The following is a 22,708-nucleotide window of genomic DNA, read 5'->3' on the forward strand; positions in this document are numbered from 1 at the left end:
CGCAATTACTCACAAATTTTACCTTAGCCTGATCCGTTACCAGTGAAAGTAACGTTCAGTCTATCTTTCTATCACATACCCAAATTTTTAAAGAACGATCTAATCAAAGACTAGAAATCAACATTCACCATCATCACAATGGAATGCTCATTTCTAAGCTTTAAACAGTAGAAGCAGTAGTGGTGGAGCCAAGCGGGATCGAACCGCTGACCTCCTGCGTGCAAGGCAGGCGCTCTCCCAGCTGAGCTATGGCCCCGTATTTCTACAGGCGTTTCCCACACAAAATTGGTGGGTCTGGGCAGATTCGAACTGCCGACCTCACCCTTATCAGGGGTGCGCTCTAACCAACTGAGCTACAGACCCAATTTCGGGCTGCTTCTTTCGTCTTCTTCAATGAATCAAGCAATTCGTGTGGGAACTTATGGAGCAGCTGATGTCGTCGATTAAGGAGGTGATCCAGCCGCAGGTTCCCCTACGGCTACCTTGTTACGACTTCACCCCAGTCATGAATCACACCGTGGTAACCGTCCTCCCGAAGGTTAGACTAGCTACTTCTGGTGCAACCCACTCCCATGGTGTGACGGGCGGTGTGTACAAGGCCCGGGAACGTATTCACCGCGACATTCTGATTCGCGATTACTAGCGATTCCGACTTCACGCAGTCGAGTTGCAGACTGCGATCCGGACTACGATCGGTTTTATGGGATTAGCTCCACCTCGCGGCTTGGCAACCCTTTGTACCGACCATTGTAGCACGTGTGTAGCCCAGGCCGTAAGGGCCATGATGACTTGACGTCATCCCCACCTTCCTCCGGTTTGTCACCGGCAGTCTCCTTAGAGTGCCCACCATTACGTGCTGGTAACTAAGGACAAGGGTTGCGCTCGTTACGGGACTTAACCCAACATCTCACGACACGAGCTGACGACAGCCATGCAGCACCTGTCTCAATGTTCCCGAAGGCACCAATCTATCTCTAGAAAGTTCATTGGATGTCAAGGCCTGGTAAGGTTCTTCGCGTTGCTTCGAATTAAACCACATGCTCCACCGCTTGTGCGGGCCCCCGTCAATTCATTTGAGTTTTAACCTTGCGGCCGTACTCCCCAGGCGGTCAACTTAATGCGTTAGCTGCGCCACTAAGAGCTCAAGGCTCCCAACGGCTAGTTGACATCGTTTACGGCGTGGACTACCAGGGTATCTAATCCTGTTTGCTCCCCACGCTTTCGCACCTCAGTGTCAGTATTGGTCCAGGTGGTCGCCTTCGCCACTGGTGTTCCTTCCTATATCTACGCATTTCACCGCTACACAGGAAATTCCACCACCCTCTACCATACTCTAGTCAGTCAGTTTTGAATGCAGTTCCCAGGTTGAGCCCGGGGATTTCACATCCAACTTAACAAACCACCTACGCGCGCTTTACGCCCAGTAATTCCGATTAACGCTTGCACCCTCTGTATTACCGCGGCTGCTGGCACAGAGTTAGCCGGTGCTTATTCTGTCGGTAACGTCAAAATTGCAGAGTATTAATCTACAACCCTTCCTCCCAACTTAAAGTGCTTTACAATCCGAAGACCTTCTTCACACACGCGGCATGGCTGGATCAGGCTTTCGCCCATTGTCCAATATTCCCCACTGCTGCCTCCCGTAGGAGTCTGGACCGTGTCTCAGTTCCAGTGTGACTGATCATCCTCTCAGACCAGTTACGGATCGTCGCCTTGGTGAGCCATTACCCCACCAACTAGCTAATCCGACCTAGGCTCATCTGATAGCGCAAGGCCCGAAGGTCCCCTGCTTTCTCCCGTAGGACGTATGCGGTATTAGCGTCCGTTTCCGAACGTTATCCCCCACTACCAGGCAGATTCCTAGGCATTACTCACCCGTCCGCCGCTCTCAAGAGAAGCAAGCTTCTCTCTACCGCTCGACTTGCATGTGTTAGGCCTGCCGCCAGCGTTCAATCTGAGCCATGATCAAACTCTTCAGTTCAAACATCTTTGGGTTTTTAAGAAACCCTAAACTTGGCTCAGCAATCGTTGGTTACATCTTTGATTTCTCGCGGAGTAACTTGTGATGCTGATAATCTTGTTGACTATCAGTCTGACTCCACAAGCACCCACACGAATTGCTTGATTCAGTTGTTAAAGAGCGGTTGGTTAAGATCTTTCGTCTCAACCGAGGCGCGCATTCTACAGCAGCCTCTGTTGCTGTCAAGCGGTTATTTTAAGAAGTTTTCAAAGTTTCCTCTGCAACTTCAACCACTTGCGCTTCCGATCTCTCGTTAGCGGGAGGCGAATTCTACAGCGTTACACGCTGCTGTCAACACCTCTTTTTCTCCGCTTTCGACCGAGAAGATCGAACCGTTGATGAAGCCGTACAACCTGGCTCCAGCAACTTCTTCCAGGCTTCGATGATCTGAAGCGGGCCGCTGTCGAACTCTGCATAACTCTTTGTTTACCAAGGAGTTTTCCGTTTCGACTGCGCCGGAAGTGGGGCGAATTATAGACAGATATAATTCGCCGTCAACCGTTAATTCCACCTTTCTATCGAAACAGGCTGAATGATGCTTGCCTGGAAAGAAACCAAGTCGGTTTGAGCAGTATATTGCTCAAATCGAGCGAGTTGAGCATCATAGTCACCTTGCTTCTATATATGACCTCGGACAGACACCCAAATGAACACCTCATCGCGAAGCATGGCCTCGGCGCTTTTCCCTGTCGGCTTGCTGCTGATTGCCATGGCTTCCATACAGTCAGGCGCATCCCTGGCCAAGAGCATGTTTCCTATCGTTGGAGCCCAAGGCACCACCACCCTGCGCCTGGTTTTCGCCAGTTTCATCATGCTGCTGCTATTGCGCCCATGGCGCGCAAAGCTCACCGCCAGTTCTTTGCGCACGGTAATCGTCTACGGGATGGCACTGGGCGGCATGAATTTCCTCTTCTATATGTCCTTACGCAGCGTTCCCTTGGGCATTGCGGTTGCGCTTGAATTCACCGGCCCGCTGGCCGTTGCCATCTATGCTTCACGACGTGCGGTGGATTTTCTCTGGATAGCCTTGGCCGTCATCGGCCTACTGCTGTTAATACCGGTCGGAGAAACCAGCAAAGGCATTGACCTGACGGGTGCCGCCTATGCATTAGGCGCAGGCATCTGCTGGGCACTTTATATTCTGTTTGGACAGAAAGCCGGGGCGGATAACGGCGTCCAGACGGCCGCCCTTGGCGTTATGATCGCCGCTTTATTTGTCGCACCTATCGGAATAGTTCACGCCGGCTCCGCACTGCTGACGCCGTCTTTGATTCCGATCGCCATCGGAGTCGCGGTTCTCTCCACCGCCCTTCCCTACACCCTGGAGATGGTTGCACTGACTCGCTTGCCCACGCGCACGTTCGGCACATTAATGAGCATCGAACCCGCGTTCGGCGCTTTATCCGGGCTGTTTTTCCTTCAGGAATACCTGTCTCTGGCGCAATGGCTCGCCATCGCCTGCATTATCCTGGCCTCCGTTGGGGCAACCTTGACCATGCGCAACGAATCAACGCCATTGGTGGCGGCAGATTGATTCCGGATTTAACGTAGCTCTGGCATTTGCCGCTCAGTTAGGCCATGTTTAGGCTGTAACTCAGTGCCAGTCATGGAAATTTTCGAATAGGGACATCCAAGAACGCTGCATTTGTGAGCGAGCAAAAGCCAGCGGTGCGTCCATACGCGGCCAGGCTATTAAGGATGGTAATGAAGCGAATTTTGATAATGCTTGTCGTGGTCGCCCTTGCCGGTTGCGCCGCGACCACCAAGACAGAAGTTAAGCGTGGAAAGAAAGGGTTGCATATCAACTGTTCTGGCCTGTCCTCCTCCTGGGGCAAGTGCTACACCAGTGCAGCCAACTCATGCGGCAAGAAAGGCTATAAGGTCATTGCAAAGTCGGGAGACGACTCAGAAGAGCCCGGGGATTATCCTTTCGGCCTGAATCCCGCCGGCTACACCAGCCGCAGCATGATCGTCATCTGCAAATAGGCGGTGTGCAGGCTCAGTGATCGGCAATTCGCCGACTGAGCTCTTGATAACTGGATGAAAGCACCTGCGACTGTACGTGCGGGTCGACCATCATTCTGGCGACTACCAACGCCCCAACGCACTGGGAAAGAATCGCCCACGCCAGGCTTTCACTCTCGAGAGTACGCGCCCAGTTGGCATGCAACCGACAGATCCATGTCTGCGCGTGTTCGCGCACTGCGACATCCGATCGCGCTATCTCCGCCCCCATGCTCGGCAAGGCACAACCGCTTTCTGCCTGTTCCACATGGGGCATGCTCAGGTAAAACTTCAGGCAACGGTCCAGCCGCTCGCGGCTTTGCGCGTCCCCCGCCCCCAACCGCTCCAGACTCTGGCTTAACTCACGCTCGACGATTGAGCCGAACAACTCGTCCTTGGAAGAAAAGTGACTGTAGAAAGCCCCGCCACTCAGCCCTATGGCTTTCATCAAGCCATCCACACCGACATTGGCAAAACCCTCCTTCTTCGCAAGGGCAGCGCTGCTCTGCAAAAGCTTTTCTCTGGTTTGTTGTTTATGGCTGACGGAATAACGCATTACCTTCCTCTCGACTTCGCAACCTTGACGCCCAATGGATCATAGCATAACGTTCGTTTAGCTAACGATCGTTTACCAAAGGGTTGAAGCAATGACTGACAATAAGAAGATCGTATTGGTCGTCGGTGCAGGTGATGCTACCGGCGGGGCAATAGCCAAGCGTTTTGCCAGCGAAGGTTATGTCGCCTGTGTCACCCGGCGCAGTGCCGATAAGCTGCAACCATTGGTAGAAAGCATTCAATCCGCTGGCGGCGAGGCCTACGGTTTTGCCTGCGACGCGCGCAAGGAAGACCAGGTCATCGCTCTGGTGGAGAAGATTGAAAACGAGCTGGGGCCCATAGAAGTCTTCGTGTTTAACATCGGCGCGAACGTGCCCTGCAGTATTCTGGAGGAAACCGCACGCAAGTATTTCAAGATTTGGGAGATGGCTTGTTTCTCAGGCTTCCTGAATGCCCGGGAAGTGGCAAAACGAATGGTGACTCGCCAACGGGGCACGATTCTGTTTACCGGCGCTACCGCAGGACTACGGGGTGCGGCCGGCTTTGCCGCATTCGCCGGCGCCAAACATGGAATACGCGCCCTGGCTCAAAGCATGGCGCGCGAGCTTGGCCCCTTGAACATCCACGTGGCCCATGTAGTGGTGGACGGCGCCATCGATACTGATTTCATCCGCGATAACTTCCCGCAAAAATACGCCCTCAAGGATCAAGACGGCATTCTTGATCCCAAACATATCGCAGATAGCTATTGGTACCTGCACAGTCAGCCACGGGATGCCTGGACCTTCGAGCTGGATCTGCGCCCCTGGAATGAACCTTGGTAAACACGTCTCCCATATAAGCAGCGAGTCGCAACCATGAATAAAACCCTGGAGTTCTTTTTCGATCTCGGCAGCCCCGCCACTTACCTGGCTTACACCCAGCTTCCTGGAATCTGCGCTGAAACCGGTAGCCAATTGGTGTATCACCCCATGTTGCTGGGAGGCGTGTTCAAAGCCACTGGCAACGCCTCTCCTGTCACCATCCCTGCCAAAGGCCGCTACATGCTTGAAGATCTGGAACGCTACGCACGGCGCTACGGTGTCCCACTCAAGTTCAATCAGCACTTTCCTATCAACACCTTGATGCTGATGCGAGCGGTCACGGGCATTCAGTTGCACCAACCGAAGCGTTTTATCGACTTTATCGACTGCCTGTTCCAAGCGATCTGGGTCGATGGGCGTCACCTCGGCGATCCCGCCGTGGTGGCTGAAGTCCTTACCGGACACGGTTTCGATCCTGTCCAGGTACTGGAGTTGAGCAATGCCGAAGACGTGAAAGCCGCCCTCAGGGAAAACACCGAACAGGCCATCCAGCGCGGCGTATTCGGTGCACCCAGCCTGTTTGTGGGCGACCAGTTGTTCTTCGGCCAGGATCGCCTGGACTTCGTACGCGAAGCCCTGCTCTAGATCATCTGGCAGCAACGGGTCCTACCCCGTGCTGCCGGCCTTCATACAGGTGCCGTGCGCACCTGCAACCATTCCAGCGCCGCGCCACCGAGCAATGGACTCAAACGCTCCCGTACTTGAGCATGGTAATCGTTGAGCCACTGCAGTTCTTCACCTGTCAGCAACGAGGGCAGCAGACAACGGGTATCAATCGGGCACAACGTCAAGGTTTCAAACTTGAGGAACTCACCGAACTCGGTCTTGCCGGCTTCACGGTTCATCGCCAGGTTTTCGATACGTACACCCCAACGACCCGGCCGATAAGTCCCCGGCTCGATGGAGGTAATCATCCCGGGCTGCATGGCCGTCTGCGGCGCCGCGGCTGCCTGATAGGCAATCACTTGCGGGCCTTCATGCACATTGAGGAAATAGCCGACGCCGTGACCGGTGCCGTGTCCATAATCCACCCCTTGCGCCCAGATCGGCGCACGGGCGATAGCGTCCAGCAAGGGCGAGAGGATGCCTTTGGGGAAATGCGCCCGGGACAGTGCAATCACACCTTTGAGCACCCGCGTGCAATCGCGCTTCTGCTCATCGCTCGGCGTGCCGATCGGCACCATCCGCGTGATATCGGTGGTACCCCCCAGATACTGGCCGCCTGAGTCGATCAGCAGCAAGCCATCACCTTCGATCACTGCATGCTCTGCTTGCGTCGCGTGATAATGCGGCATCGCACCATTGGCATTGAACGCCGCAATGGTATTGAAGCTCAACGACACATAACCCGGGCGACGCGCACGTGCAGCGGTCAGGTGTTCATCGATGGTCAATTCCGTAATCCGTTGGCGCCCCACAGCCCCCTCGAACCAGGCGAAGAATTCACACAACGCAGCGCCATCCTGCTCCATGGCCTGGCGAATGTGCTCCGCGTCCGCCAGGCTTTTGCGGGATTTGGCCAATGTAGTCGGATTGAGCCCCTCGACCCACTTGACGCCACTGGCCAGGTTATTCAGCAAGCCCGCAGTCACTCGCGCTGGGTCGACTTGCAGACTGTCGCCAACAGGCACTTCACGCAAGGCAGCGGCGATTTCGCTGTAGTCACGCAGCGTCACGCCATCGTGTTCGAGTATGCCGCGCAACTCGGCATCGACTTTACTCAACGCCACAAACAACGTCGCCTGCCGTTGGCTGATCAAGGCAAAAGATACAAATACCGGGTTGAACGACACATCGGCCCCGCGCAGGTTGAACAGCCAGGCGATGTCGTCCAGGGTCGCGATGAAATGCCAGTCTGCGCCCTTTTCCTTCAGGCTTTTGCGTAAATCCACCAGCTTTTCCGCTCGGCTGACAGTGGCGTGGGGAGGCAAGTGCTGATAGATCGGCTGGTTCGGCAATGCCGGACGGTCTTGCCAAGCTTCATTCAGCAAATCGATATCGGTGCGCAGGCGAGCACCGCGCGCCTCCAGCTTGCTGCTCAACGTACGTGCGGACGCCACGGCCATCACCGCGCCATCGACCGCTACCACGCCACCTTCCGGGGTTTGCTCCCCCAGCCACTCCAATGGTCCAGGTTGACCCGGTTGCAGCTTCACCAACTCAATGCCGCTGCCTGCAAGTTCCTTCGTCGCTTGCTCCCAATAACGACTGTCTGCCCAGACCCCTGCAAAATCGGCAGTAACAATCAACGTTCCCACGGAACCATGAAACCCCGACAACCACTGGCGTCCCTGCCAGTAACCCGGCAAGTATTCAGACAGGTGCGGATCAGCCGAGGGAACCAGCAAGGCATGAATCCCTTCCCGACTCATCAACTCGCGGATACGCGCCATGCGCTGGGGAACCGTTCCATGGGTCAAAGACTGCGTACTCATTATGTCTCCTGCTAACCACTCATCATTATTATGTGCTGCGGATGACCTGTTCACACCGTCCAAAAGGCCGGCGCGCTGGTCAGCGCAGTCCTGATCAACTGCACAGCCTGATCGATATCCTGCTCGGTGGTAAAGCGTCCCAAACTCAAACGGATGGTACGCGCTGCGCTACGGGCGTCATGACCCAAGGCCTGGAGCACGTGGGAGGGCGCGTTGCTCGCCGAGTTGCACGCGGAGGTGGCCGAAAAGGCAATCCCAGCACTCAGCGCCGCCGCATTGAACTCACCTTCGTTGAAGGTCAGGCTCAAGGTATGCGGGATACGCTGAGTGGCGCTGCCGTTAAGGCGCACGCCGGGGATGCTGCCCAGTTGTTCAAGCAAGCGCTCGCGCAGGGCCACAATGACCGCCGACTCTTCAGCGAAGGACTCGGCGGCCAGCGCAAAAGCGCTGCCCATGCCGGCAATCTGATGGGTCGCCAAGGTACCGGAGCGCAGCCCACCTTCATGACCGCCACCGTGAATCTGCGCCAATACCTTTTGCTGCGCCCGCGGCCCGACATACAACGCACCGATGCCTTTCGGGCCGTAGAGCTTATGTGCTGAAAACGACATCAAGTCGACGGGCCAGCGCGCGAGGTCAATGACCACCTTGCCCGCCCCCTGCGCTGCGTCCACATGGAATAACGCACCGTGTTCACGGACCCGCGCACCGATGGCAGGAATGTCGTTAAGCGTGCCCAGTTCGTTGTTGACCAGCATCAGCGACACCAGGAAAGTGTCGTCACGCAACGCCTCGCCGAGCGCCTCCACACTGATCAGGCCTTCTGCGTCGGGGACCAGATAAGTGACCGCAATGCCGGCCTCCTGCAACTGGCGAGCAGTATCGAGGGTTGCCTTGTGCTCGATCTGGCTGGTAATCACATGCCCGCCAGTCATGCCACGCGCCTGGGCCACGCCCTTGATCGCAAGATTGTTGGATTCGGTTGCGCCCGAAGTCCAGACAATCTGTTCAGCCTGGGCACCGACCAAGCCTGCCACTTGGCGCCGCGCCTGCTCGACCGTTTGCCGAGCCTGCTGGCCGAACGCATGGGAGCTGGATGCCGGGTTACCGAAGTTGGCGTTGAAACCCAGGCAATCGATCATGACCTGAATGACCCGCTCATCCACCGGTGTGGTGGCGGCGTAATCGAAATACAGCGGACGTTTATTCATGGCGTTGAGTCTCGCAGAGCATGTTCCCGAGATCAGTCTCCCAGGGGCCGCGACCAGATAGAAAGATTTCAGATTTACCTGATCGCACGCCGTTAAAGGAAGACGACTTTATTTAAAAGTGCGTAGGAACGCTCCTGAAATTCAGCTTAACAGGCTCTGCGAAAAGGTTGAAAAACAAAAAAGCCCGAAGTTCCAACGAGGAACTTCGGGCTCGGCGACGCCACAGGCCTTGATCAGCTGGGACGGCCCTGCAACGTCACACTGCGCTCGGCGTTCATCTCTCCCTGGCGATCAAAACCAATAGCCTTCTGCGGTTGGGCGGTCAGGTGGGTCTTTTTCTGTTGATACTCGTCAAACGATAAGCCACGACGGTTCAGCGCCTCCATTGCCAACTGCCGGCTTTCTTCTGCGGTATATGGCCGCAATTCGGGAGCAGGATGCGTCGCGCAACCAGCGAGGACAGAGGTGACAAGCAACAACGAAATGGCGAGTATACGGTTCATGATGGAGGTCCTGCGAAGCCTGCTGAAGTCAATGAACACAGGCTACTCCCACCCTCGCGCAGGGAAAAATCATCCTCCGTGATAGTCGCTATCAGCAATCTCGGCGCGTGCAAGGCGCGTGGGTGTTAGCGCTATCGATACAGGGTGCAATGCAAAGCGTTGTCATGGCTTCGCTCAATGCTACGCAGTACCTGGAATGAACCGAAGGTCACGGCAGTCGCCTGATGGGCGCGGATCAACATCCAGAAACTCTCCCCTTGCTGTTCAAAACGCTTGAACGCCGCGTCCCCCTCTTCGCGAGACAGCCAATGCAGGTAGTTGAGTACCCGCCGCCCGTCATCACTGACTTGCACGCTGGCACTGAGAAAGCCCTCATGCTCGAGGGCCAGACGCTCAGTCTGCTCGGACAGCGCCAGTGCCAACGCGGACTGCTGGCTGGGCTCTATATGAAATTCGATCAATTGGGTAAAGCCACGACTTTTCGCTGATTCCTGCATGAAAACTCCCCATTCACCGTAAGTGAAATCTTGCGATCCAATATCACGCAGGGTAAAACCTCTAGTTAAGTAAAGGTCAAGCATTTTTCGGGGGCACTCATGATTGCCAAGCAACTTACCGTCGGTCAATTGGCTGCGCGCAGTGGCGTGACGGTCACCGCCCTGCACTTCTATGAATCCAAGGGATTGATCAAAAGCAATCGCAATGCCGGAAACCAGCGACGCTATCCACGTGACGTGCTCCGCCGGGTGGTGGTGATCAAGATTGCACAGCGCCTGGGGATTCCCCTGGCCAATATCCACGAAACCCTGAAAACCTTGCCCGATGGCCGGACGCCCACCGCTGCGGATTGGGAGCGTTTGTCGGCGCAATGGCGGGAAGATCTGGATGAGCGCATCAACAAGCTGTTGCTGCTGCGGGACAAGCTCACGGGCTGTATCGGTTGCGGATGTCTGTCACTGGAGGCGTGCCCACTGCGCAATCAGGATGATCAGTTGGGCGAGCACGGGCCCGGGGCGCAGTTGCTGGAACCCGGCAAAAGCTGACGGTCGTCGGTTGCCAGGAAGCGGCCAGGCCCGTGACCTATAGTTAAAAGACCGGAAAACCGGCGCCCTCCACAACAACAACCAAGGAGAACGAAATGAGCGTTAAACCCATCCCCGAGGGCTATCACAGCCTCACGCCTTACCTGGGCATCGACAAAGCCGCTGAAGCCATCGAGTTCTACACGAAAGCCTTCGACGCCAAGCAGATCATGCGTCTGGACATGCCCGACGGGAAGGTCGGTCACGCTGAACTGCGCATTGGCGACTCGGCAATCATGTTGGCCTCGCCCTGTGACGAAATGGCCTTCGGCAGTCCTGGACAAGAACCCGTCAGCGTCGGGTTGCACCTGTATGTCAATGATGTGGACAAGCAATACAAGCAAGCGATCGCGGCTGGAGGCACGGCAATTTCAGAGCCGAAGGATCAGTTTTACGGCGACCGTTCTGGAACGTTGAGAGATCCGTTCGGGCACGTCTGGTTCCTCGCCACGCACCAAGAGGACCTGACAGAACAAGAGGTGCGCCAGCGCGCCGACGCGCTGTTCAAGCCAACAGCGCCAGACGCATAAAGCGACCGGCCATCTTCCCCTGCAGGAACTGTCGAGACAGCGCCTCGTCAGCTCCTGCTGCTGTTTTTAGCGGCTTGGAGCACGGCCAGAGTCCGTAAATGCGTATCTGAAACATTTACTTTCATTTATCGCTTAGGGTTTTTCGTTTCTCATCCGTCTTAACTTAGATACAGCCCGTCGCGTAAGCAAAAGCTACGACTGGCCTTTCCCGGGCCTGCACTGCCCCTCCCGCTCAAGATCCTCATTAACATGCCAAAGAAGTCACGCTCCAAACTCTGGTTTCTTGTACATAGCTGGCTGGCGTTGCCCATCTGGTTCTTCGTACTGATTGTCTGCGTTACCGGCACCCTGGCGGTCGTCAGCCAGGAAATCGTCTGGCTGGCCAACCCCGAAATGCGTGCCAGCAAACCGTCGGACGATGCCGAGCCGCTGAGCTATGACCAGATCATTGCCGCCATCAATCGCGCCGAACCCAAGGCCATCGTCGAGTCCCTGAGGCGCCCGGACGAATCGCACTTCGCCCTCGCCGTCGATATCAGCTACCCCGACGGTCGCTCCGTGGCGGTATACGTCAACCCTTACACCGGGGTGATTCAGGGCGTCAGCCCGTCGTTCAACTTTCAAGCCTTCACCCGCGCTCTTCATGGTTGGTGGCTGGTTCCGTTCACTAACGGCTATAGCTGGGGTTGGTACCTGGTGTCGTTCCTCGGGCTGCCGATGCTCGCCTCGCTGGTCACCGGACTGGTGGTCTACAAGCGCTTCTGGAAAGGCTTCTTCAAACCCACCTTGCGCTTCAATCACGGGGCGCGGATTTTCTGGGGTGATTTCCACCGCCTGAGCGGCATTTGGTCGATCTGGTTTATTGCGGTGATTTCGATCACCGGGACCTGGTTCATGATCCAGGCCATCCTGGGTGACAACCAGATCACTATCTCCAGCCAGCCGGTGGTTCCGGTCATTGCTCGGGACAAGGTGCCACTGTCCAGCCCCGGCGTGCCGGCGCCCATGATCGGGCTGGACGCTGCGATCGAAATTGCCACCCAGCGCATTCCCGGGCTTGAGGTCAACTTCGTCAGTCTGCCGAGCAACGCTTATAGCCATCTGGCCGTTGGCGGGCGCGGCTGGTACCCGTTGATGTTCCAGACCGCCGAAATCAACCCCTACAGTGGAGAGATTGCTGCCTCGCACCTGCTTTCCGACCGCTCGGGTCTTGAGTTCGTGACCGAGTCCATGCGTCCGCTGCATACCGGTGACTTTGGCGGGCTGTGGGTCAAATTGATCTGGTTCTTCTTCGGCCTGTTGTTGAGCATGATGGTCTTGAGCGGCCTACTGATCTGGAGCAAGCGCACGGCCCTGGCCACCCTGCACGCGCTCAAACGCAGCGCCAAGTCACCTCGCAACACCGCTGCGCCCCAGACCATCGCCGTCATGCAGGCTGAAACCTCGGAGGGCAAATAGATGAGCAAGGCCACCGCCGTTCAACCGCCCTCCCTCCTGCGTGCCTTCTGGCTTAAATGGCGTTTCCATATCAATATCCTGCTGTTGCTGATTCCGCTGGGGTTCATGCCCAAGTACTTTGCCGACGTCGCGTTGTTTCGCGGTGACAGCGGCCTGGGCGAACGCGAAGTCGGTGAGGTGCAGGTCGGGCCGTGGAGCATCAAGCTGGCCGAGCTGCGTAATGAGGGGCCCAGACCCGATCCGGCGGGCCCCATGAAATTCTTCAGCGCAGCCCTGTGCGACACCTGCGGCGACCAGGTCAAAGCCACCTACCTGCGTATCGGCAAGCCGCGCAGCCTGCGCGCTGCCGGGGTGATTTTCTTCGGTACCACCTACCGCATGGGTGCCGTCCTGCCGATTCCCGCACGCACCTCGCCCGATGCCGAACTGTGGATCACCATGGAAGGCTGGGACGGCAGCATGCAACAGGCTTCCATTCCCTTGAGCCAGGCCTCGCCTGCCACCATCGCCTGGCTGAACAAGCAAGGAGTTAAACCATGACTTTCACGCGCCTGACCCGCGCCTGCGCCGCGCTGATCCTCTGCGCAGGCGTCAGCACCTACGCCCTGGCCCACAACCCGATGTGCGAATGCAAGGAAATCCCCGGCGAGCAGATCCAATGCACCGGCGGCTTTTCCGACGGCAGTGGGGCACCCGGCGTGACCCTGGATGTGATCGGCTACGACGAAACCATCCTGGTGCCCGGCAAACTGGGCGAGGACTCGACATTGACCTTCAAGAAACCTTCCGCCGAGTTCTACGTGCTGTTTGATGCCGGCCCTGGCCACGTTGTCGAGATCGACCAAGCGGATATCCAGCCCCAATGACCGTCGCCACCCGAGGAAGTACGCACATCGTCCGTCCGGCTGGAGCCGGCCACGAAACGCTCTATGTCCTGCTGCTCTGCCTGATCATCCTGGCGGTTGCCGGCACGGTGGTGGCCTTGCATGGCGAAACCGAAGAAGTCCAGACCGTAGCCAGCCACCAACTGGACGCCCGCCGCGACCTGAGCGCGGGCGAGCAAGGCATCTACGCCGATCTGCGGGTGACCCTGGATGAAATTCAATTGCTCCAGCAGGAACAAAACGCCTTGCCGACACCCGCGCAACTCGCTGAAGAAGGTTTCGCGCCCTTCGCCCAGGACGCCAGTTCGATCAGCCGTGGCGGCCATCACTGGCAATTGCTGGAACCTTCGACCTACCTGGGTTTGAGTCAGGTGGTGGAAACCAGCGGCTCCCTGTTGATGCGCGTGAGCGGTGCCGAGCCGGACATCTGGCTCAATCGTCGCGCCAACCTCGCCGCTCCCAGCGACCTTAGCGACCAGGCATTGATCGATGCCGGCTGGCAGCAGGTCGTGGCGCAGTTCGACGCCGGTGTCACCCGCCAGCATCGCCACTGAATTCATGCCGTATCCGAGAGAAGACCGAGTCCCCATGTCCATTTTATCTCCCTTGTTACGCCTTCTGCTGGTCGGCCTGATCAGCATTGTGCTGGTACCGCTGGCCAACGCCGAGGCGGGCAAACGCTTGCGTATCGGTATCACCCTGCATCCGTACTACAGTTATGTGGCGAATATCGTCGGCGACAAAGCCGACGTGGTGCCGCTGATTCCGGCTGGGTTCAACCCCCACGCCTACGAGCCGCGCGCCGAAGACATCAAGCGTATCGGCACGCTGGACGTGATCGTACTCAATGGCGTCGGCCATGATGATTTTGCCGACCGCATGATCGCCACCAGCGAGCGCCCGGATATCCCGGTGATTGAAGCCAATGCCAACGTGCCCCTGCTCGCGGCCACCGGCAATGCCGCCCGTGGCGCCGGCAAGGTGGTCAACCCACACACCTTCCTGTCGATCAGTGCGTCCATCGCCCAGGTCAACAACATTGCCCGGGAGTTGGGCAAGATCGACCCGGACAACGCCAAGACCTATACCCAAAATGCCCGTGCCTATGGCAAGCGCCTGCGCCAGATGCGTGCCGCTGCCCTGGCCAAGCTCACCAGCGCGCCCAACCCCGACCTGCGAGTGGCCACCGTACACTCCGCCTATGACTACCTGCTGCGCGAGTTTGGCCTGGAAGTCACTGCAGTGGTGGAACCGGCCCACGGCATCGAACCAAGTCCGAGCCAATTAAAGAAGACCATCGACCAGCTGCGTGAACTGGACGTCAAAGTGATCTTCTCGGAAATAGACTTTCCGTCCAGCTACGTCGATACCATCCAGCGTGAATCCGGGGTCAAGCTCTACCCGCTGTCGCATATTTCCTACGGTGAATACAGCGCTGAAAAGTACGAAGAGGAAATGACCGGCAACCTCGACACCGTGGTCCGTGCGATCCAGGAGTCCGGGGTATGACGGCGGCCGAACCCCTTGGCATCGGCCCGACGATTGATTTCAACGAGGTCTCACTGACACTCGGGCGCACCGCGATCCTCGAAACGGTAAGTTTCCAGGTCCAGCCGGGCAGTATTCACGCGCTGGTTGGCCCCAACGGCGGTGGCAAAAGCTCGCTGATCAAGACCCTGCTGGGGCAAACCCCGCACCAGGGTCAACTCAGCCTGCATTGGCCGGATGCGCCAGGCACCATCGGCTACGTGCCCCAGGCGCTGGAGTTCGACCGAGGCCTACCGATCACGGTCGATGACTTCATGGCAGCCATGTGCCAGCGTCGCCCGGCCTTTCTTGGCTTGTCCCGGCACTACGCCGCCGCGATTGGCGAAGCCCTGGAGCGCGTTGGCATGCAGGACAAACGCAAACGCCGCATGGGCGCGTTGTCCGGCGGCGAACGGCAACGGGTCCTGTTGGCGCAGGGCCTGATTCCGGCGCCACAGTTGCTGGTGCTTGATGAACCGATGTCTGCCCTCGACGAGGCCGGGATCCAGGTATTCGAACGCTTGCTCCACGACTGGCGCCAGACCGGCATCACCGTGCTGTGGATCGAGCACGACCTGGAAGCCGTCGCGCGCCTGGCGGATCGGGTGACCGGCTTGAATCGCCGCGTACTGTTCGATGCCACACCCAAGCAAGCGCTGACCCCGGATCGCTTGCTGACGCTGTTTTCCACGCACCCACGGAGCACGGCCCAATGAGCTACGAAGCCTTCCGCTTGATGGTCCAGGGCTGGGCCTCCTCCGGGTATCTACCGGAAGCCCTGGCCTACGGTTTTGTGGTCAATGCCTTGCTCGCGGGTTTACTGATCGGCCCGGTGCTGGGCGGCTTGGGCACGTTGGTGGTGGTCAAGCGCTTTGCGTTCTTTTCCGAAGCGGTCGGCCATGCCGCGCTGACCGGGGTGGCCGTCGGCATTCTGCTGGGAGAACCCTATACCGGGCCCTATGGCAGCCTGTTCGGTTACTGCCTGCTGTTCGGCATCCTGCTCAATTACCTGCGCAACCGCACCGGCCTGGCACCCGATACGCTGATCGGGGTTTTCCTCTCGGTGTCGCTGGCACTGGGCGCGAGCCTGCTGCTGATCCTGGCGGGCAAGATCAACGTGCACATCCTGGAGAACGTGTTGTTCGGCTCGGTGCTGACCGTCAATGGCAATGACCTGCTGGTGCTGGCGATTGTCGGCTCGCTGGTGATGGCCCTGGCGTTGCCACTGTACAACCGCATCATGCTCGCCAGCTTCAACCCGCAACTGGCCGCCGTGCGCGGCGTCGCGGTGAAGACCCTGGATTATCTGTTCGTGATCCTGGTGACACTGATCACCGTGGCCGCGGTGAAGGTCATCGGTGCGATCCTGGTGGGCGCCCTGTTGGTGATCCCGGCTGCTGCCGCGCGCTTGTTGAGCCAGTCGCTCAAGGGCTTTTTCTGGATCTCGGTGGTGATTGCCACCCTCAGCACTTTATGCGGAATCCTACTGCCGATCATCTTTGACCTGCCCATTCCGTCCGGTGCCGCGATCATTCTGGTTGCCGGTATCGCCTTCGCCCTCGCCGCCATTGCGCGCGGTACTCTCCCCAGCCTGAAAGGGAACCTCGGATAATGCACGCTGCTCTTCGCCCCCTGGCCCTGACCATCGCTTGCCTGATCAGCACCCCGCTGCTGGCAGGCGACAGTTTCAAACCGCTGCCGATCACCGGCAACCAAGGCGTTGGCCACGCTACCCTGTCCAAGACCAAGTCGATCAAGCCGGTGAAAGTCCTCGCGGCCTTGCCGGTGACCTACGGGTTGGCCGAGCAACTGCTCAAAGGCACCGAGGTCAGACTTGAACGCGCGGCGCCCGCCAAATTGCCCGGTTCACGCCAGACGTCCTACTTCACCGGGCGCGGGGCGCCCGCCTTACACGCCCTGGCGCTGGATGCCGACGCCGCCATCGGCCTGCGTTCGATCTGGCCGGACGACCCGCTGTACCCGGTTTCACGTCGCAGCAATATCCGCATCGTTGAAGTCGACGCCGCGCGGCCAGTGGATGGCGGCCTGCCGGGGATCGCCCTGCAACCTGGCGCTGTCGATGGTCTCAACAGCCAGCCTTGGCAGTCGAGCAACAACCTCGGACGCATGGCGGATGTGATGGCTGCCGACCTGTCACGCCTGGCACCCGATGCCAAGGTGCAGATCGATAGCAACCTGGCGCACCTCAAGCAACGCTTACTCAAGCTCAACGCAGACAGCGAGGCGCGCTTGGCCGAGGTCGAGAACCTGAGCGTGGTCAGCTTGAGCGATCATTTCGGGTATTTGGTCAACGGGCTGAATCTGGAGTTGGTGAGCACCGACCCACGACCCGATACCGAATGGACCCCTGACGCCTTGAAGGCACTGACTGACAATTTGAAGGACAACGACGTGGCGTTGGTGCTGCACCATCGCCAGCCGGTCGAGGCGGTGAAATCGGCGGTCAGCGCAGGCGGTGCCAAACTGTTGGTGTTGGGTACCGACGGCGCGGACCCGGTGGCGGAACTGGAGGGGAATGTGAATCAACTGATCAAGGCCTTGACCTTGTAGACCTCCTCTCAAAAAAGGCACCCGATCGGTTAAGCCTTTTTTGTAGGAGCGAGCTTGCTCGCGAAAAACGTCAACGATAACGCGTACATTCTGGATAAACGCGGCGCCTTTGAGTTCTTCGCGAGCAAGCTCGCTCCTACAGGTACCTCATTCGCTTAACTGATCGGTGCCTTTGTTTGCAGCCTTTGATCAGCCCGCCACCACTTGACCGTCCATCTTCTGGCGCAAGCTCAGCGGGCGCATGTCGGTCCACACCTCTTCGATGTAGGCCAGGCAGTCTTTCTTCATCCCGCTTTTCCCCACGGTGCGCCAACCTTCCGGTACAGCCTTATAGTCAGGCCAGATGGAATACTGCTCTTCATGGTTGACCACTACTTGGAACAGGATGTCTTCGCGGTCGAATACTGAGGTCATTACGGTTCTCCGTCACTCAAAGGCTGGCCGCACACCACGCACGGCACTGATGTAGTAGGAACGTACAAGGTCTGTGGAAAATTAGAGGCTGGCCACCGCTGCCGCCAGGGCACGACCAAAGATCTGCGCAACCCGGTCAATCTCCATTGCACTGATCACCAGAGGTGGCAGGAAGCGCACCACGCCGCCATGGCGCCCACCCAACTCCAGGATCAGCCCGCGCTTCAAGCATTCACGCTGGACTAACGGTGCCAACTGGCGATGCACCGGCGGATGGCCCTGGCTGTCGGGCGTACCGTTGGGGTCCACCAACTCCACGCCCAGCATCAGGCCGCGCCCGCGAACATCGCCGAGATGCGGGAAGTCCCGTTGCAAGACACGCAGATGCTCGCCCAGTCGCTCGCCCATGGCTGCCGCGTGAGCTGCCACGTCGTGTTCCTTGAGGTAACGCATCACTGCCGAGCCCGCGGCCATCGCCATTTGATTGCCACGGAAGGTCCCGGCGTGAGCGCCGGGCAGCCAGGTGTCGAGCCAGTCGCGATACACCACCACCGCCAACGGCAGGCTGCCGCCAATGGCTTTGGACAGCACCACCACGTCCGGGACAATGCCCGCATGTTCAAAGGCAAACATCTTGCCGGTACGCGCGAAACCGCTTTGGATTTCATCGACAATCAACGCCACGCCAGCCTGCTCGGTAATCCGTCGCAGGCCACGCAGCCAGTCGAGATCCGCCGGAATCACACCGCCTTCACCCTGAACCACTTCGACGATCACCGCCGCCGGTAGCAGGACACCGGCTTCAGGGTCATTCAGCAGGTTTTCCAGGTAATGCAGGTTGACCTTCACCCCTTGCGCGCCACCCAAGCCGAAGGGACACCGATAGTCATAAGGGAATGGCAGAAATTGCACGCCATTGCCGAGCAACGCCCCCAAAGGCTTTTTCGGTCCCAGGCTGCCCATCAGGCTCAGCGCCCCCTGGCTCATGCCGTGATAACCACCCTGGAACGACAACACGGTGCTGCGTCCGGTGGCGGTTCGCACCAGCTTTAACGCGGCTTCCACCGCATCGGTACCGGTCGGACCGCAGAACTGGATTTTCGCTTCCCGCGCCAGCTCCTGCGGCAGCAAGCCGAACAGGTCCTGAACGAACTGGTCCTTGACCGGCGTGGTCAGGTCCAGGGTATGCAGGGGCAACTCATCGCACAGCACCTGCTGGATTGCCTCGATGACCACCGGGTGGTTATGCCCCAGAGCCAAGGTACCGGCGCCGGCCAGGCAGTCGATGAAACGCCGGCCTTCGACGTCCTCTACATAAATTCCCTTGGCACGCTTGAGCGCCAGGGGGATGCGTCGGGGATAGCTGCGAGCATTGGATTCCTGCTGGCACTGACGGGCCAGCAACGGAGACTCGTTGAACTCATAGAGTGTTTCGACGGGTGCCGGGGTGGCCGGAACCTGAAAATCTTCGATATGACTGGTAGCGACTGACATCTCTCGATCCCTCAATACGCTGATGATGACCAAACTGCCCATCCGTTGGCGTCTGGCCCGAAGAGGGCATACGCACGGATTTCCTGTTCTGGAAACGCTTCAGCGGTTTGAGAATTTACACCGTGAGACGTTAAAAGCCGGCGAATGTCGCTACTCGGGGGTACAGCTGTACTTTTCATTCAACGCATACAGAATCGCGCAGGTTTCGACGTCCAGTTGCCCGCAATAATCGGCAGGCCGAAAGTGCATCTGAAACGCCCGGACACGCTGCTGGAACGCCTGACGATTTTTCGCCGGCGCATAACCGTAGCGCTGGAATGCGCGCTCGATCTCCACTTCCATGGGTAACCCGAGACGAAACCGGCGTTGATAGGCGGCTTTGACTGCCTCATCGAACCAGGCTCCGATACCCGCCTCGAACAGACGCTGCCATGGCAGTCGGGGGCCGGGGTCGCTTTTGCGCCCGTAGGCTACATCCGAATGCCCGAGGATGTCCGTGGCACCGATCTGCGGGTAGCGCCGACAAATGTCGCGGATCAAGGCAATCAACACTTCGATTTGCTCCGAAGCATATGGCGCAAAGGTAAAAACCCCACCCTCATCACGGGCCAGATTGACAATTTCGATGCCGATCGAACGGCTGTTCAGGTTGTCTCGTCCCGCCCAATGGCTGGCGCCGGCATGCCACGCGCGCTGGCGCTCATTCACCAGCCGAAACACGCGTAGTTCGTCATAGCCGGCGGCCTTGTAGCTGGCCTCACGCGGGTCGGGAAGCAGGTAGTGCGCGCTGACCCCAAGCTGGGTCAGGGTGCGCAGGGACGAAGCAAACGGTGCGGCGGTGTAATGCACAATCACCTGGCGCACGGCTTCGTCATCACGCTCATTAAAATCTTTCGCAGGGTAAGTGGTATCGATGACCAACATGGCGCTGTCCTTTTCAACACGGGCTGAGTCATTCAGCCGGTAAACCTTCAAACCAAAAAAAATACCGCCATCCTTCTGGAGAATGGCGGTATCTATGTGCAGCAGGTGTCGGTGAAGGTTCAACGCCGCAACGGCATGCCCAAATCAACCCGCAGGCCATCCGTCTGGCTGTCGAATGTCAACGAACAGGAGCAACGCTGCACGATCGCCTGCACAATGGCCAGCCCCAGGCCGCAACCGGCGCTGTTGCCATTGCGCCAAAAGCGTTGGGTGAGGTTTTGCAGGTCTTCGCTGGAAATCGGCGCGCCATGATCGCGCACACGGAACACGACCTGGTCGCCGGTGATGAACAAGCTCAGCTCCACCCGCGTGTCATCCGGGGTATGGCGCAAAGCGTTATCCAGCAGATTGCGCAAGGCGGCGACGGCCAGTCCCACGGGCATCTCCACAGGTGTCTCGGGCAAGGTATCCGGCAGAACCAGGTCAATCCGTCGATTATCCCCGGCATTCGCATCCTGAATGGCCAGGCGGGCCACTTGTTCGGCGCTCGATTGCAAGCCATCGTCAAACGACAGGCTACCTTCGACCCGCGCCAACAACAGCAGCTGTTCAAGGGTGCGATGCAAACGGTCGGCACCTTCCTCGGCGTGGGCCAGGGATTGGTCGCGAGCCGCACCCTCGGTCATACGTGCCACTTGCAGATGGGTCTTGATCGCTGTCAGCGGGCTGCGTAGTTCGTGGGCGGCGTCGCCCGTCAGGCGACGTTCACGCTCGATGGTCTTGGCGATGCGTTGCAATAACTGGTTCTGAGTGTCGAGCAGCGGCTTGAGCTCACTGGGCAACGGATGAATCTGCAACGGCTCGAGTGAATCGGCGCTGCGGCGCCTCAGCGCATCGCGCATCCGGTTGAGCGGCACCAGGCTCTGGCCGATCCCCAGCCACAGCAGGCACAGGCAGCCCAGTAGCGCAACGCCCACCGGCACCGAGGCCGCCAGCAGGATCGACATATTCAAGGCCTCGCGCTCCACCTGGCGATCAGCCGTGGTGATCAGCAAGTCGCCCCGGGCCAGGGTAAAACTGCGCCAACTGGCACCGTCGATGATCTGGTCGCGAAAACCGCTTTGCCGGGACTCCAGCCCCTGATCCGGGGTGCTATGACTGTGGGCGAGGATTTCGCCCCGCAGCGAACTGACCTGGCACGCCATGCCGCCGGGAACATTCAATTGCTCAGCACCGAAACGCTTGCCCTCGCCCACACTCACCAGGTCCGGCATCTGCTCCATCAACCCGGCCACCATGCGTGCCGACGCGACCAACCGTTGATCCAGGGAAAACATCATCTGTTTACGCAGGTCGTTCAGCATCCAGGCCGCCGCCAGCGTCCAGATCAGCACAAACGCGGCGCCCAGCTTGAACGTCAGCCTCAGACGCAGGCTCATCACGAAGCGTCCTCTCCTGTGTCGGCGGAGCCCAGGCGATAGCCGAGCCCGCGCACTGTCTCGACAATGCCGTTGCCCAGTTTACGGCGCAGATGGTGGATGTGGACGTTCAAGGCATTGCTTTCCAGTTCGTCGCTGAAACCGTAGACGCTGTCCTTGAGCTGCTCGCTGGACAGCACCCGTCCCTTGTTATGCAGCAGCGCTTGCAACAGCGCCTGCTCGCGGCGAGACAAGTCCACCGGCTGGCCGCCGAGCAAGGTTTCCCGACTGCTGGGGTTGTAGGTCAACCGGCCGTGTTCGATCAGATTGACACTGCGCCCGGCGACCCGACGCAACAAGGTTTGCAGACGCGCAGCGAGTTCACGCAGGTCGAAGGGTTTGAGCAGGTAATCGTCGGCACCGGCTTGCAGCCCATCGACCCGGTTGGTCACCGAGTCCCGCGCCGTGAGAATCAACACCGGAATCTCCAGGCCCGCGCTGCGCTGTTGCTGCAACAGCTTGAGGCCGTCTTCATCCGGCAGGCCAAGGTCGAGCACCATGATGTCAAACTCGGCCGCCTTGAGCATCGCCCGCGCCGCCGCCGCCGTGCCGACGCGCTCGACCGTGAAGCCCTGGGCGCCGAGGCCGGCAACGATGCCGCTGGCGATCAGTTCGTCGTCTTCACAGACCAGTACGTGCATAGTGAACCCTTCGCAAAAGTGCTGATTTAAAGGATGACGGATTAAGCGCGCATTATGCCGTTAAAAGAGGCACGTTCAGAGAATCCCTACACCTTAGAATAGCCCGGTTAATCA

24 protein-coding genes, 2 tRNA genes and 1 rRNA gene are annotated in these 22,708 nt (G+C 58.6%); 14 read left to right on the forward strand and 13 right to left on the reverse strand.

Annotated elements, in window-relative coordinates:
• Positions 1-180 precede the first annotated feature (180 nt).
• From BLU75_RS13165 to BLU75_RS13175, 3 genes are all read right to left on the reverse strand, one after another.
• Positions 181-256, reverse strand: a tRNA-Ala gene (locus BLU75_RS13165).
• A gap of 30 nt (positions 257-286) precedes the next feature.
• Positions 287-363 (reverse strand) — tRNA-Ile (locus BLU75_RS13170).
• An 81-nt stretch (positions 364-444) separates the two neighbouring features.
• Positions 445-1,981 (reverse strand): 16S ribosomal RNA (locus tag BLU75_RS13175).
• A 685-nt stretch (positions 1,982-2,666) separates the two neighbouring features.
• Between BLU75_RS13175 and rhtA the strand changes: the two genes are divergently transcribed.
• Positions 2,667-3,554, forward strand: coding sequence for a threonine/homoserine exporter RhtA (rhtA, locus tag BLU75_RS13185; RefSeq protein ID WP_084378266.1), 888 nt, complete (start codon positions 2,667-2,669; stop codon positions 3,552-3,554).
• Between the two features lie 170 nt (positions 3,555-3,724).
• A complete protein-coding gene (locus BLU75_RS13190; protein WP_084378265.1) occupies positions 3,725-4,006 on the forward strand; it encodes a hypothetical protein in 282 nt (93 codons plus the stop codon).
• A gap of 13 nt (positions 4,007-4,019) precedes the next feature.
• Here BLU75_RS13190 and BLU75_RS13195 read toward each other — a convergent pair whose 3' ends face one another.
• Positions 4,020-4,580 (reverse strand): TetR/AcrR family transcriptional regulator, encoded by a 561-nt coding sequence (locus tag BLU75_RS13195; RefSeq protein WP_084378264.1) that lies wholly within the window; start codon positions 4,578-4,580, stop codon positions 4,020-4,022.
• Between the two features lie 91 nt (positions 4,581-4,671).
• Between BLU75_RS13195 and BLU75_RS13200 the strand changes: the two genes are divergently transcribed.
• Both BLU75_RS13200 and BLU75_RS13205 read left to right on the forward strand, forming a co-directional pair.
• Positions 4,672-5,403, forward strand: a complete 732-nt coding sequence (locus tag BLU75_RS13200) for an SDR family oxidoreductase (RefSeq protein WP_084378263.1) — start codon at positions 4,672-4,674, stop codon at positions 5,401-5,403.
• 33 nt (positions 5,404-5,436) lie between these two features.
• A complete protein-coding gene (locus BLU75_RS13205) occupies positions 5,437-6,027 on the forward strand; it encodes a 2-hydroxychromene-2-carboxylate isomerase (RefSeq protein ID WP_084378262.1) in 591 nt (196 codons plus the stop codon).
• 41 nt (positions 6,028-6,068) lie between these two features.
• Here BLU75_RS13205 and BLU75_RS13210 read toward each other — a convergent pair whose 3' ends face one another.
• The 4 genes from BLU75_RS13210 to BLU75_RS13225 all read right to left on the reverse strand — a co-directional run bounded on the left by BLU75_RS13210 (position 6,069) and on the right by BLU75_RS13225 (position 10,088).
• The gene (locus tag BLU75_RS13210) at positions 6,069-7,877 is read right to left on the reverse strand and encodes an aminopeptidase P family protein (protein WP_084378261.1); all 1,809 of its coding nucleotides are present in this window, start codon (positions 7,875-7,877) and stop codon (positions 6,069-6,071) included.
• Between the two features lie 50 nt (positions 7,878-7,927).
• A complete protein-coding gene (locus tag BLU75_RS13215; RefSeq protein WP_084378260.1) occupies positions 7,928-9,088 on the reverse strand; it encodes a cysteine desulfurase family protein in 1,161 nt (386 codons plus the stop codon).
• A gap of 233 nt (positions 9,089-9,321) precedes the next feature.
• Positions 9,322-9,591: a hypothetical protein gene (locus BLU75_RS13220; protein ID WP_084378259.1), complete on the reverse strand. Its 270-nt coding sequence runs from the start codon at positions 9,589-9,591 to the stop codon at positions 9,322-9,324.
• Between the two features lie 131 nt (positions 9,592-9,722).
• Positions 9,723-10,088 carry an antibiotic biosynthesis monooxygenase gene (locus BLU75_RS13225; protein ID WP_084378258.1) on the reverse strand — a complete coding sequence of 122 codons (366 nt, stop codon included), beginning with the start codon at positions 10,086-10,088 and terminating at the stop codon, positions 9,723-9,725.
• Positions 10,089-10,187: 99 nt separating this feature from the next.
• On the opposite strand from BLU75_RS13225, the gene soxR reads away from it, so the two are divergent.
• From soxR to BLU75_RS13275, 10 genes are all read left to right on the forward strand, one after another.
• On the forward strand, positions 10,188-10,634 hold the full coding sequence (gene soxR, locus BLU75_RS13230) for a redox-sensitive transcriptional activator SoxR (protein WP_084378257.1): 447 nt from the start codon (positions 10,188-10,190) through the stop codon (positions 10,632-10,634).
• 95 nt (positions 10,635-10,729) lie between these two features.
• Entirely contained in the window at positions 10,730-11,203 is a 474-nt protein-coding gene (locus tag BLU75_RS13235; protein ID WP_084378256.1) for a VOC family protein, read from the forward strand.
• Between the two features lie 249 nt (positions 11,204-11,452).
• Entirely contained in the window at positions 11,453-12,661 is a 1,209-nt protein-coding gene (locus BLU75_RS13240; RefSeq protein WP_084378255.1) for a PepSY-associated TM helix domain-containing protein, read from the forward strand.
• Positions 12,662-13,201: a thiamine pyrophosphate-binding protein gene (locus BLU75_RS13245; RefSeq protein ID WP_084378254.1), complete on the forward strand. Its 540-nt coding sequence runs from the start codon at positions 12,662-12,664 to the stop codon at positions 13,199-13,201. It begins immediately after the preceding gene.
• Entirely contained in the window at positions 13,198-13,527 is a 330-nt protein-coding gene (locus BLU75_RS13250; protein WP_084378253.1) for a hypothetical protein, read from the forward strand. Before BLU75_RS13245 ends, BLU75_RS13250 begins: the two co-directional genes overlap by 4 nt.
• Positions 13,524-14,099, forward strand: a complete 576-nt coding sequence (locus tag BLU75_RS13255) for a DUF6162 family protein (RefSeq protein ID WP_084378252.1) — start codon at positions 13,524-13,526, stop codon at positions 14,097-14,099. Before BLU75_RS13250 ends, BLU75_RS13255 begins: the two co-directional genes overlap by 4 nt.
• A 34-nt stretch (positions 14,100-14,133) precedes the next feature.
• Positions 14,134-15,054 carry a metal ABC transporter substrate-binding protein gene (locus BLU75_RS13260; RefSeq protein WP_084378251.1) on the forward strand — a complete coding sequence of 307 codons (921 nt, stop codon included), beginning with the start codon at positions 14,134-14,136 and terminating at the stop codon, positions 15,052-15,054.
• Entirely contained in the window at positions 15,051-15,788 is a 738-nt protein-coding gene (locus BLU75_RS13265; protein WP_084378250.1) for a metal ABC transporter ATP-binding protein, read from the forward strand. The genes BLU75_RS13260 and BLU75_RS13265 overlap by 4 nt, the downstream gene beginning before the upstream one ends.
• Positions 15,785-16,684 carry a metal ABC transporter permease gene (locus BLU75_RS13270; RefSeq protein ID WP_084378249.1) on the forward strand — a complete coding sequence of 300 codons (900 nt, stop codon included), beginning with the start codon at positions 15,785-15,787 and terminating at the stop codon, positions 16,682-16,684. The genes BLU75_RS13265 and BLU75_RS13270 overlap by 4 nt, the downstream gene beginning before the upstream one ends.
• Complete coding sequence (locus tag BLU75_RS13275) at positions 16,684-17,643, forward strand: metal ABC transporter substrate-binding protein (RefSeq protein ID WP_084378248.1); 960 nt, start codon at positions 16,684-16,686, stop codon at positions 17,641-17,643. Before BLU75_RS13270 ends, BLU75_RS13275 begins: the two co-directional genes overlap by 1 nt.
• Positions 17,644-17,832: 189 nt before the next feature.
• On the opposite strand, the gene BLU75_RS13280 is transcribed toward BLU75_RS13275, so the two are convergent.
• From BLU75_RS13280 to BLU75_RS13300, 5 genes are all read right to left on the reverse strand, one after another.
• Complete coding sequence (locus tag BLU75_RS13280) at positions 17,833-18,057, reverse strand: MbtH family protein (protein WP_084378247.1); 225 nt, start codon at positions 18,055-18,057, stop codon at positions 17,833-17,835.
• Positions 18,058-18,138: 81 nt separating this feature from the next.
• Entirely contained in the window at positions 18,139-19,551 is a 1,413-nt protein-coding gene (locus BLU75_RS13285; RefSeq protein ID WP_084378246.1) for an aspartate aminotransferase family protein, read from the reverse strand.
• A gap of 150 nt (positions 19,552-19,701) precedes the next feature.
• Positions 19,702-20,475 (reverse strand): N-acetylmuramoyl-L-alanine amidase, encoded by a 774-nt coding sequence (locus tag BLU75_RS13290; protein WP_084378274.1) that lies wholly within the window; start codon positions 20,473-20,475, stop codon positions 19,702-19,704.
• 119 nt (positions 20,476-20,594) lie between these two features.
• A complete protein-coding gene (locus BLU75_RS13295; RefSeq protein ID WP_084378245.1) occupies positions 20,595-21,914 on the reverse strand; it encodes an ATP-binding protein in 1,320 nt (439 codons plus the stop codon).
• Positions 21,914-22,594: a response regulator gene (locus tag BLU75_RS13300; protein WP_084378244.1), complete on the reverse strand. Its 681-nt coding sequence runs from the start codon at positions 22,592-22,594 to the stop codon at positions 21,914-21,916. The genes BLU75_RS13295 and BLU75_RS13300 overlap by 1 nt, the downstream gene beginning before the upstream one ends.
• Positions 22,595-22,708 lie beyond the last annotated feature (114 nt).

It is taken from the genome of Pseudomonas mucidolens, assembly GCF_900106045.1.
GTDB lineage: Bacteria > Pseudomonadota > Gammaproteobacteria > Pseudomonadales > Pseudomonadaceae > Aquipseudomonas > Aquipseudomonas mucidolens.

Excerpts from the sequence above, each read along its gene's own strand:
- rhtA (WP_084378266.1), top strand. The coding sequence starts at position 2,667 with ATGAACACCTCATCGCGAAGCATGGCCTCGGCGCTTTTCCCTGTCGGC.
- BLU75_RS13190 (WP_084378265.1), top strand. The coding sequence starts at position 3,725 with ATGAAGCGAATTTTGATAATGCTTGTCGTGGTCGCCCTTGCCGGTTGC.
- BLU75_RS13195 (WP_084378264.1), bottom strand. The coding sequence starts at position 4,580 with ATGCGTTATTCCGTCAGCCATAAACAACAAACCAGAGAAAAGCTTTTG.
- BLU75_RS13200 (WP_084378263.1), top strand. The coding sequence starts at position 4,672 with ATGACTGACAATAAGAAGATCGTATTGGTCGTCGGTGCAGGTGATGCT.
- BLU75_RS13205 (WP_084378262.1), top strand. The coding sequence starts at position 5,437 with ATGAATAAAACCCTGGAGTTCTTTTTCGATCTCGGCAGCCCCGCCACT.
- BLU75_RS13210 (WP_084378261.1), bottom strand. The coding sequence starts at position 7,877 with ATGAGTACGCAGTCTTTGACCCATGGAACGGTTCCCCAGCGCATGGCG.
- BLU75_RS13215 (WP_084378260.1), bottom strand. The coding sequence starts at position 9,088 with ATGAATAAACGTCCGCTGTATTTCGATTACGCCGCCACCACACCGGTG.
- BLU75_RS13220 (WP_084378259.1), bottom strand. The coding sequence starts at position 9,591 with ATGAACCGTATACTCGCCATTTCGTTGTTGCTTGTCACCTCTGTCCTC.
- BLU75_RS13225 (WP_084378258.1), bottom strand. The coding sequence starts at position 10,088 with ATGCAGGAATCAGCGAAAAGTCGTGGCTTTACCCAATTGATCGAATTT.
- soxR (WP_084378257.1), top strand. The coding sequence starts at position 10,188 with ATGATTGCCAAGCAACTTACCGTCGGTCAATTGGCTGCGCGCAGTGGC.
- BLU75_RS13235 (WP_084378256.1), top strand. The coding sequence starts at position 10,730 with ATGAGCGTTAAACCCATCCCCGAGGGCTATCACAGCCTCACGCCTTAC.
- BLU75_RS13240 (WP_084378255.1), top strand. The coding sequence starts at position 11,453 with ATGCCAAAGAAGTCACGCTCCAAACTCTGGTTTCTTGTACATAGCTGG.
- BLU75_RS13245 (WP_084378254.1), top strand. The coding sequence starts at position 12,662 with ATGAGCAAGGCCACCGCCGTTCAACCGCCCTCCCTCCTGCGTGCCTTC.
- BLU75_RS13250 (WP_084378253.1), top strand. The coding sequence starts at position 13,198 with ATGACTTTCACGCGCCTGACCCGCGCCTGCGCCGCGCTGATCCTCTGC.
- BLU75_RS13255 (WP_084378252.1), top strand. The coding sequence starts at position 13,524 with ATGACCGTCGCCACCCGAGGAAGTACGCACATCGTCCGTCCGGCTGGA.
- BLU75_RS13260 (WP_084378251.1), top strand. The coding sequence starts at position 14,134 with ATGTCCATTTTATCTCCCTTGTTACGCCTTCTGCTGGTCGGCCTGATC.
- BLU75_RS13265 (WP_084378250.1), top strand. The coding sequence starts at position 15,051 with ATGACGGCGGCCGAACCCCTTGGCATCGGCCCGACGATTGATTTCAAC.
- BLU75_RS13270 (WP_084378249.1), top strand. The coding sequence starts at position 15,785 with ATGAGCTACGAAGCCTTCCGCTTGATGGTCCAGGGCTGGGCCTCCTCC.
- BLU75_RS13275 (WP_084378248.1), top strand. The coding sequence starts at position 16,684 with ATGCACGCTGCTCTTCGCCCCCTGGCCCTGACCATCGCTTGCCTGATC.
- BLU75_RS13280 (WP_084378247.1), bottom strand. The coding sequence starts at position 18,057 with ATGACCTCAGTATTCGACCGCGAAGACATCCTGTTCCAAGTAGTGGTC.
- BLU75_RS13285 (WP_084378246.1), bottom strand. The coding sequence starts at position 19,551 with ATGTCAGTCGCTACCAGTCATATCGAAGATTTTCAGGTTCCGGCCACC.
- BLU75_RS13290 (WP_084378274.1), bottom strand. The coding sequence starts at position 20,475 with ATGTTGGTCATCGATACCACTTACCCTGCGAAAGATTTTAATGAGCGT.
- BLU75_RS13295 (WP_084378245.1), bottom strand. The coding sequence starts at position 21,914 with ATGAGCCTGCGTCTGAGGCTGACGTTCAAGCTGGGCGCCGCGTTTGTG.
- BLU75_RS13300 (WP_084378244.1), bottom strand. The coding sequence starts at position 22,594 with ATGCACGTACTGGTCTGTGAAGACGACGAACTGATCGCCAGCGGCATC.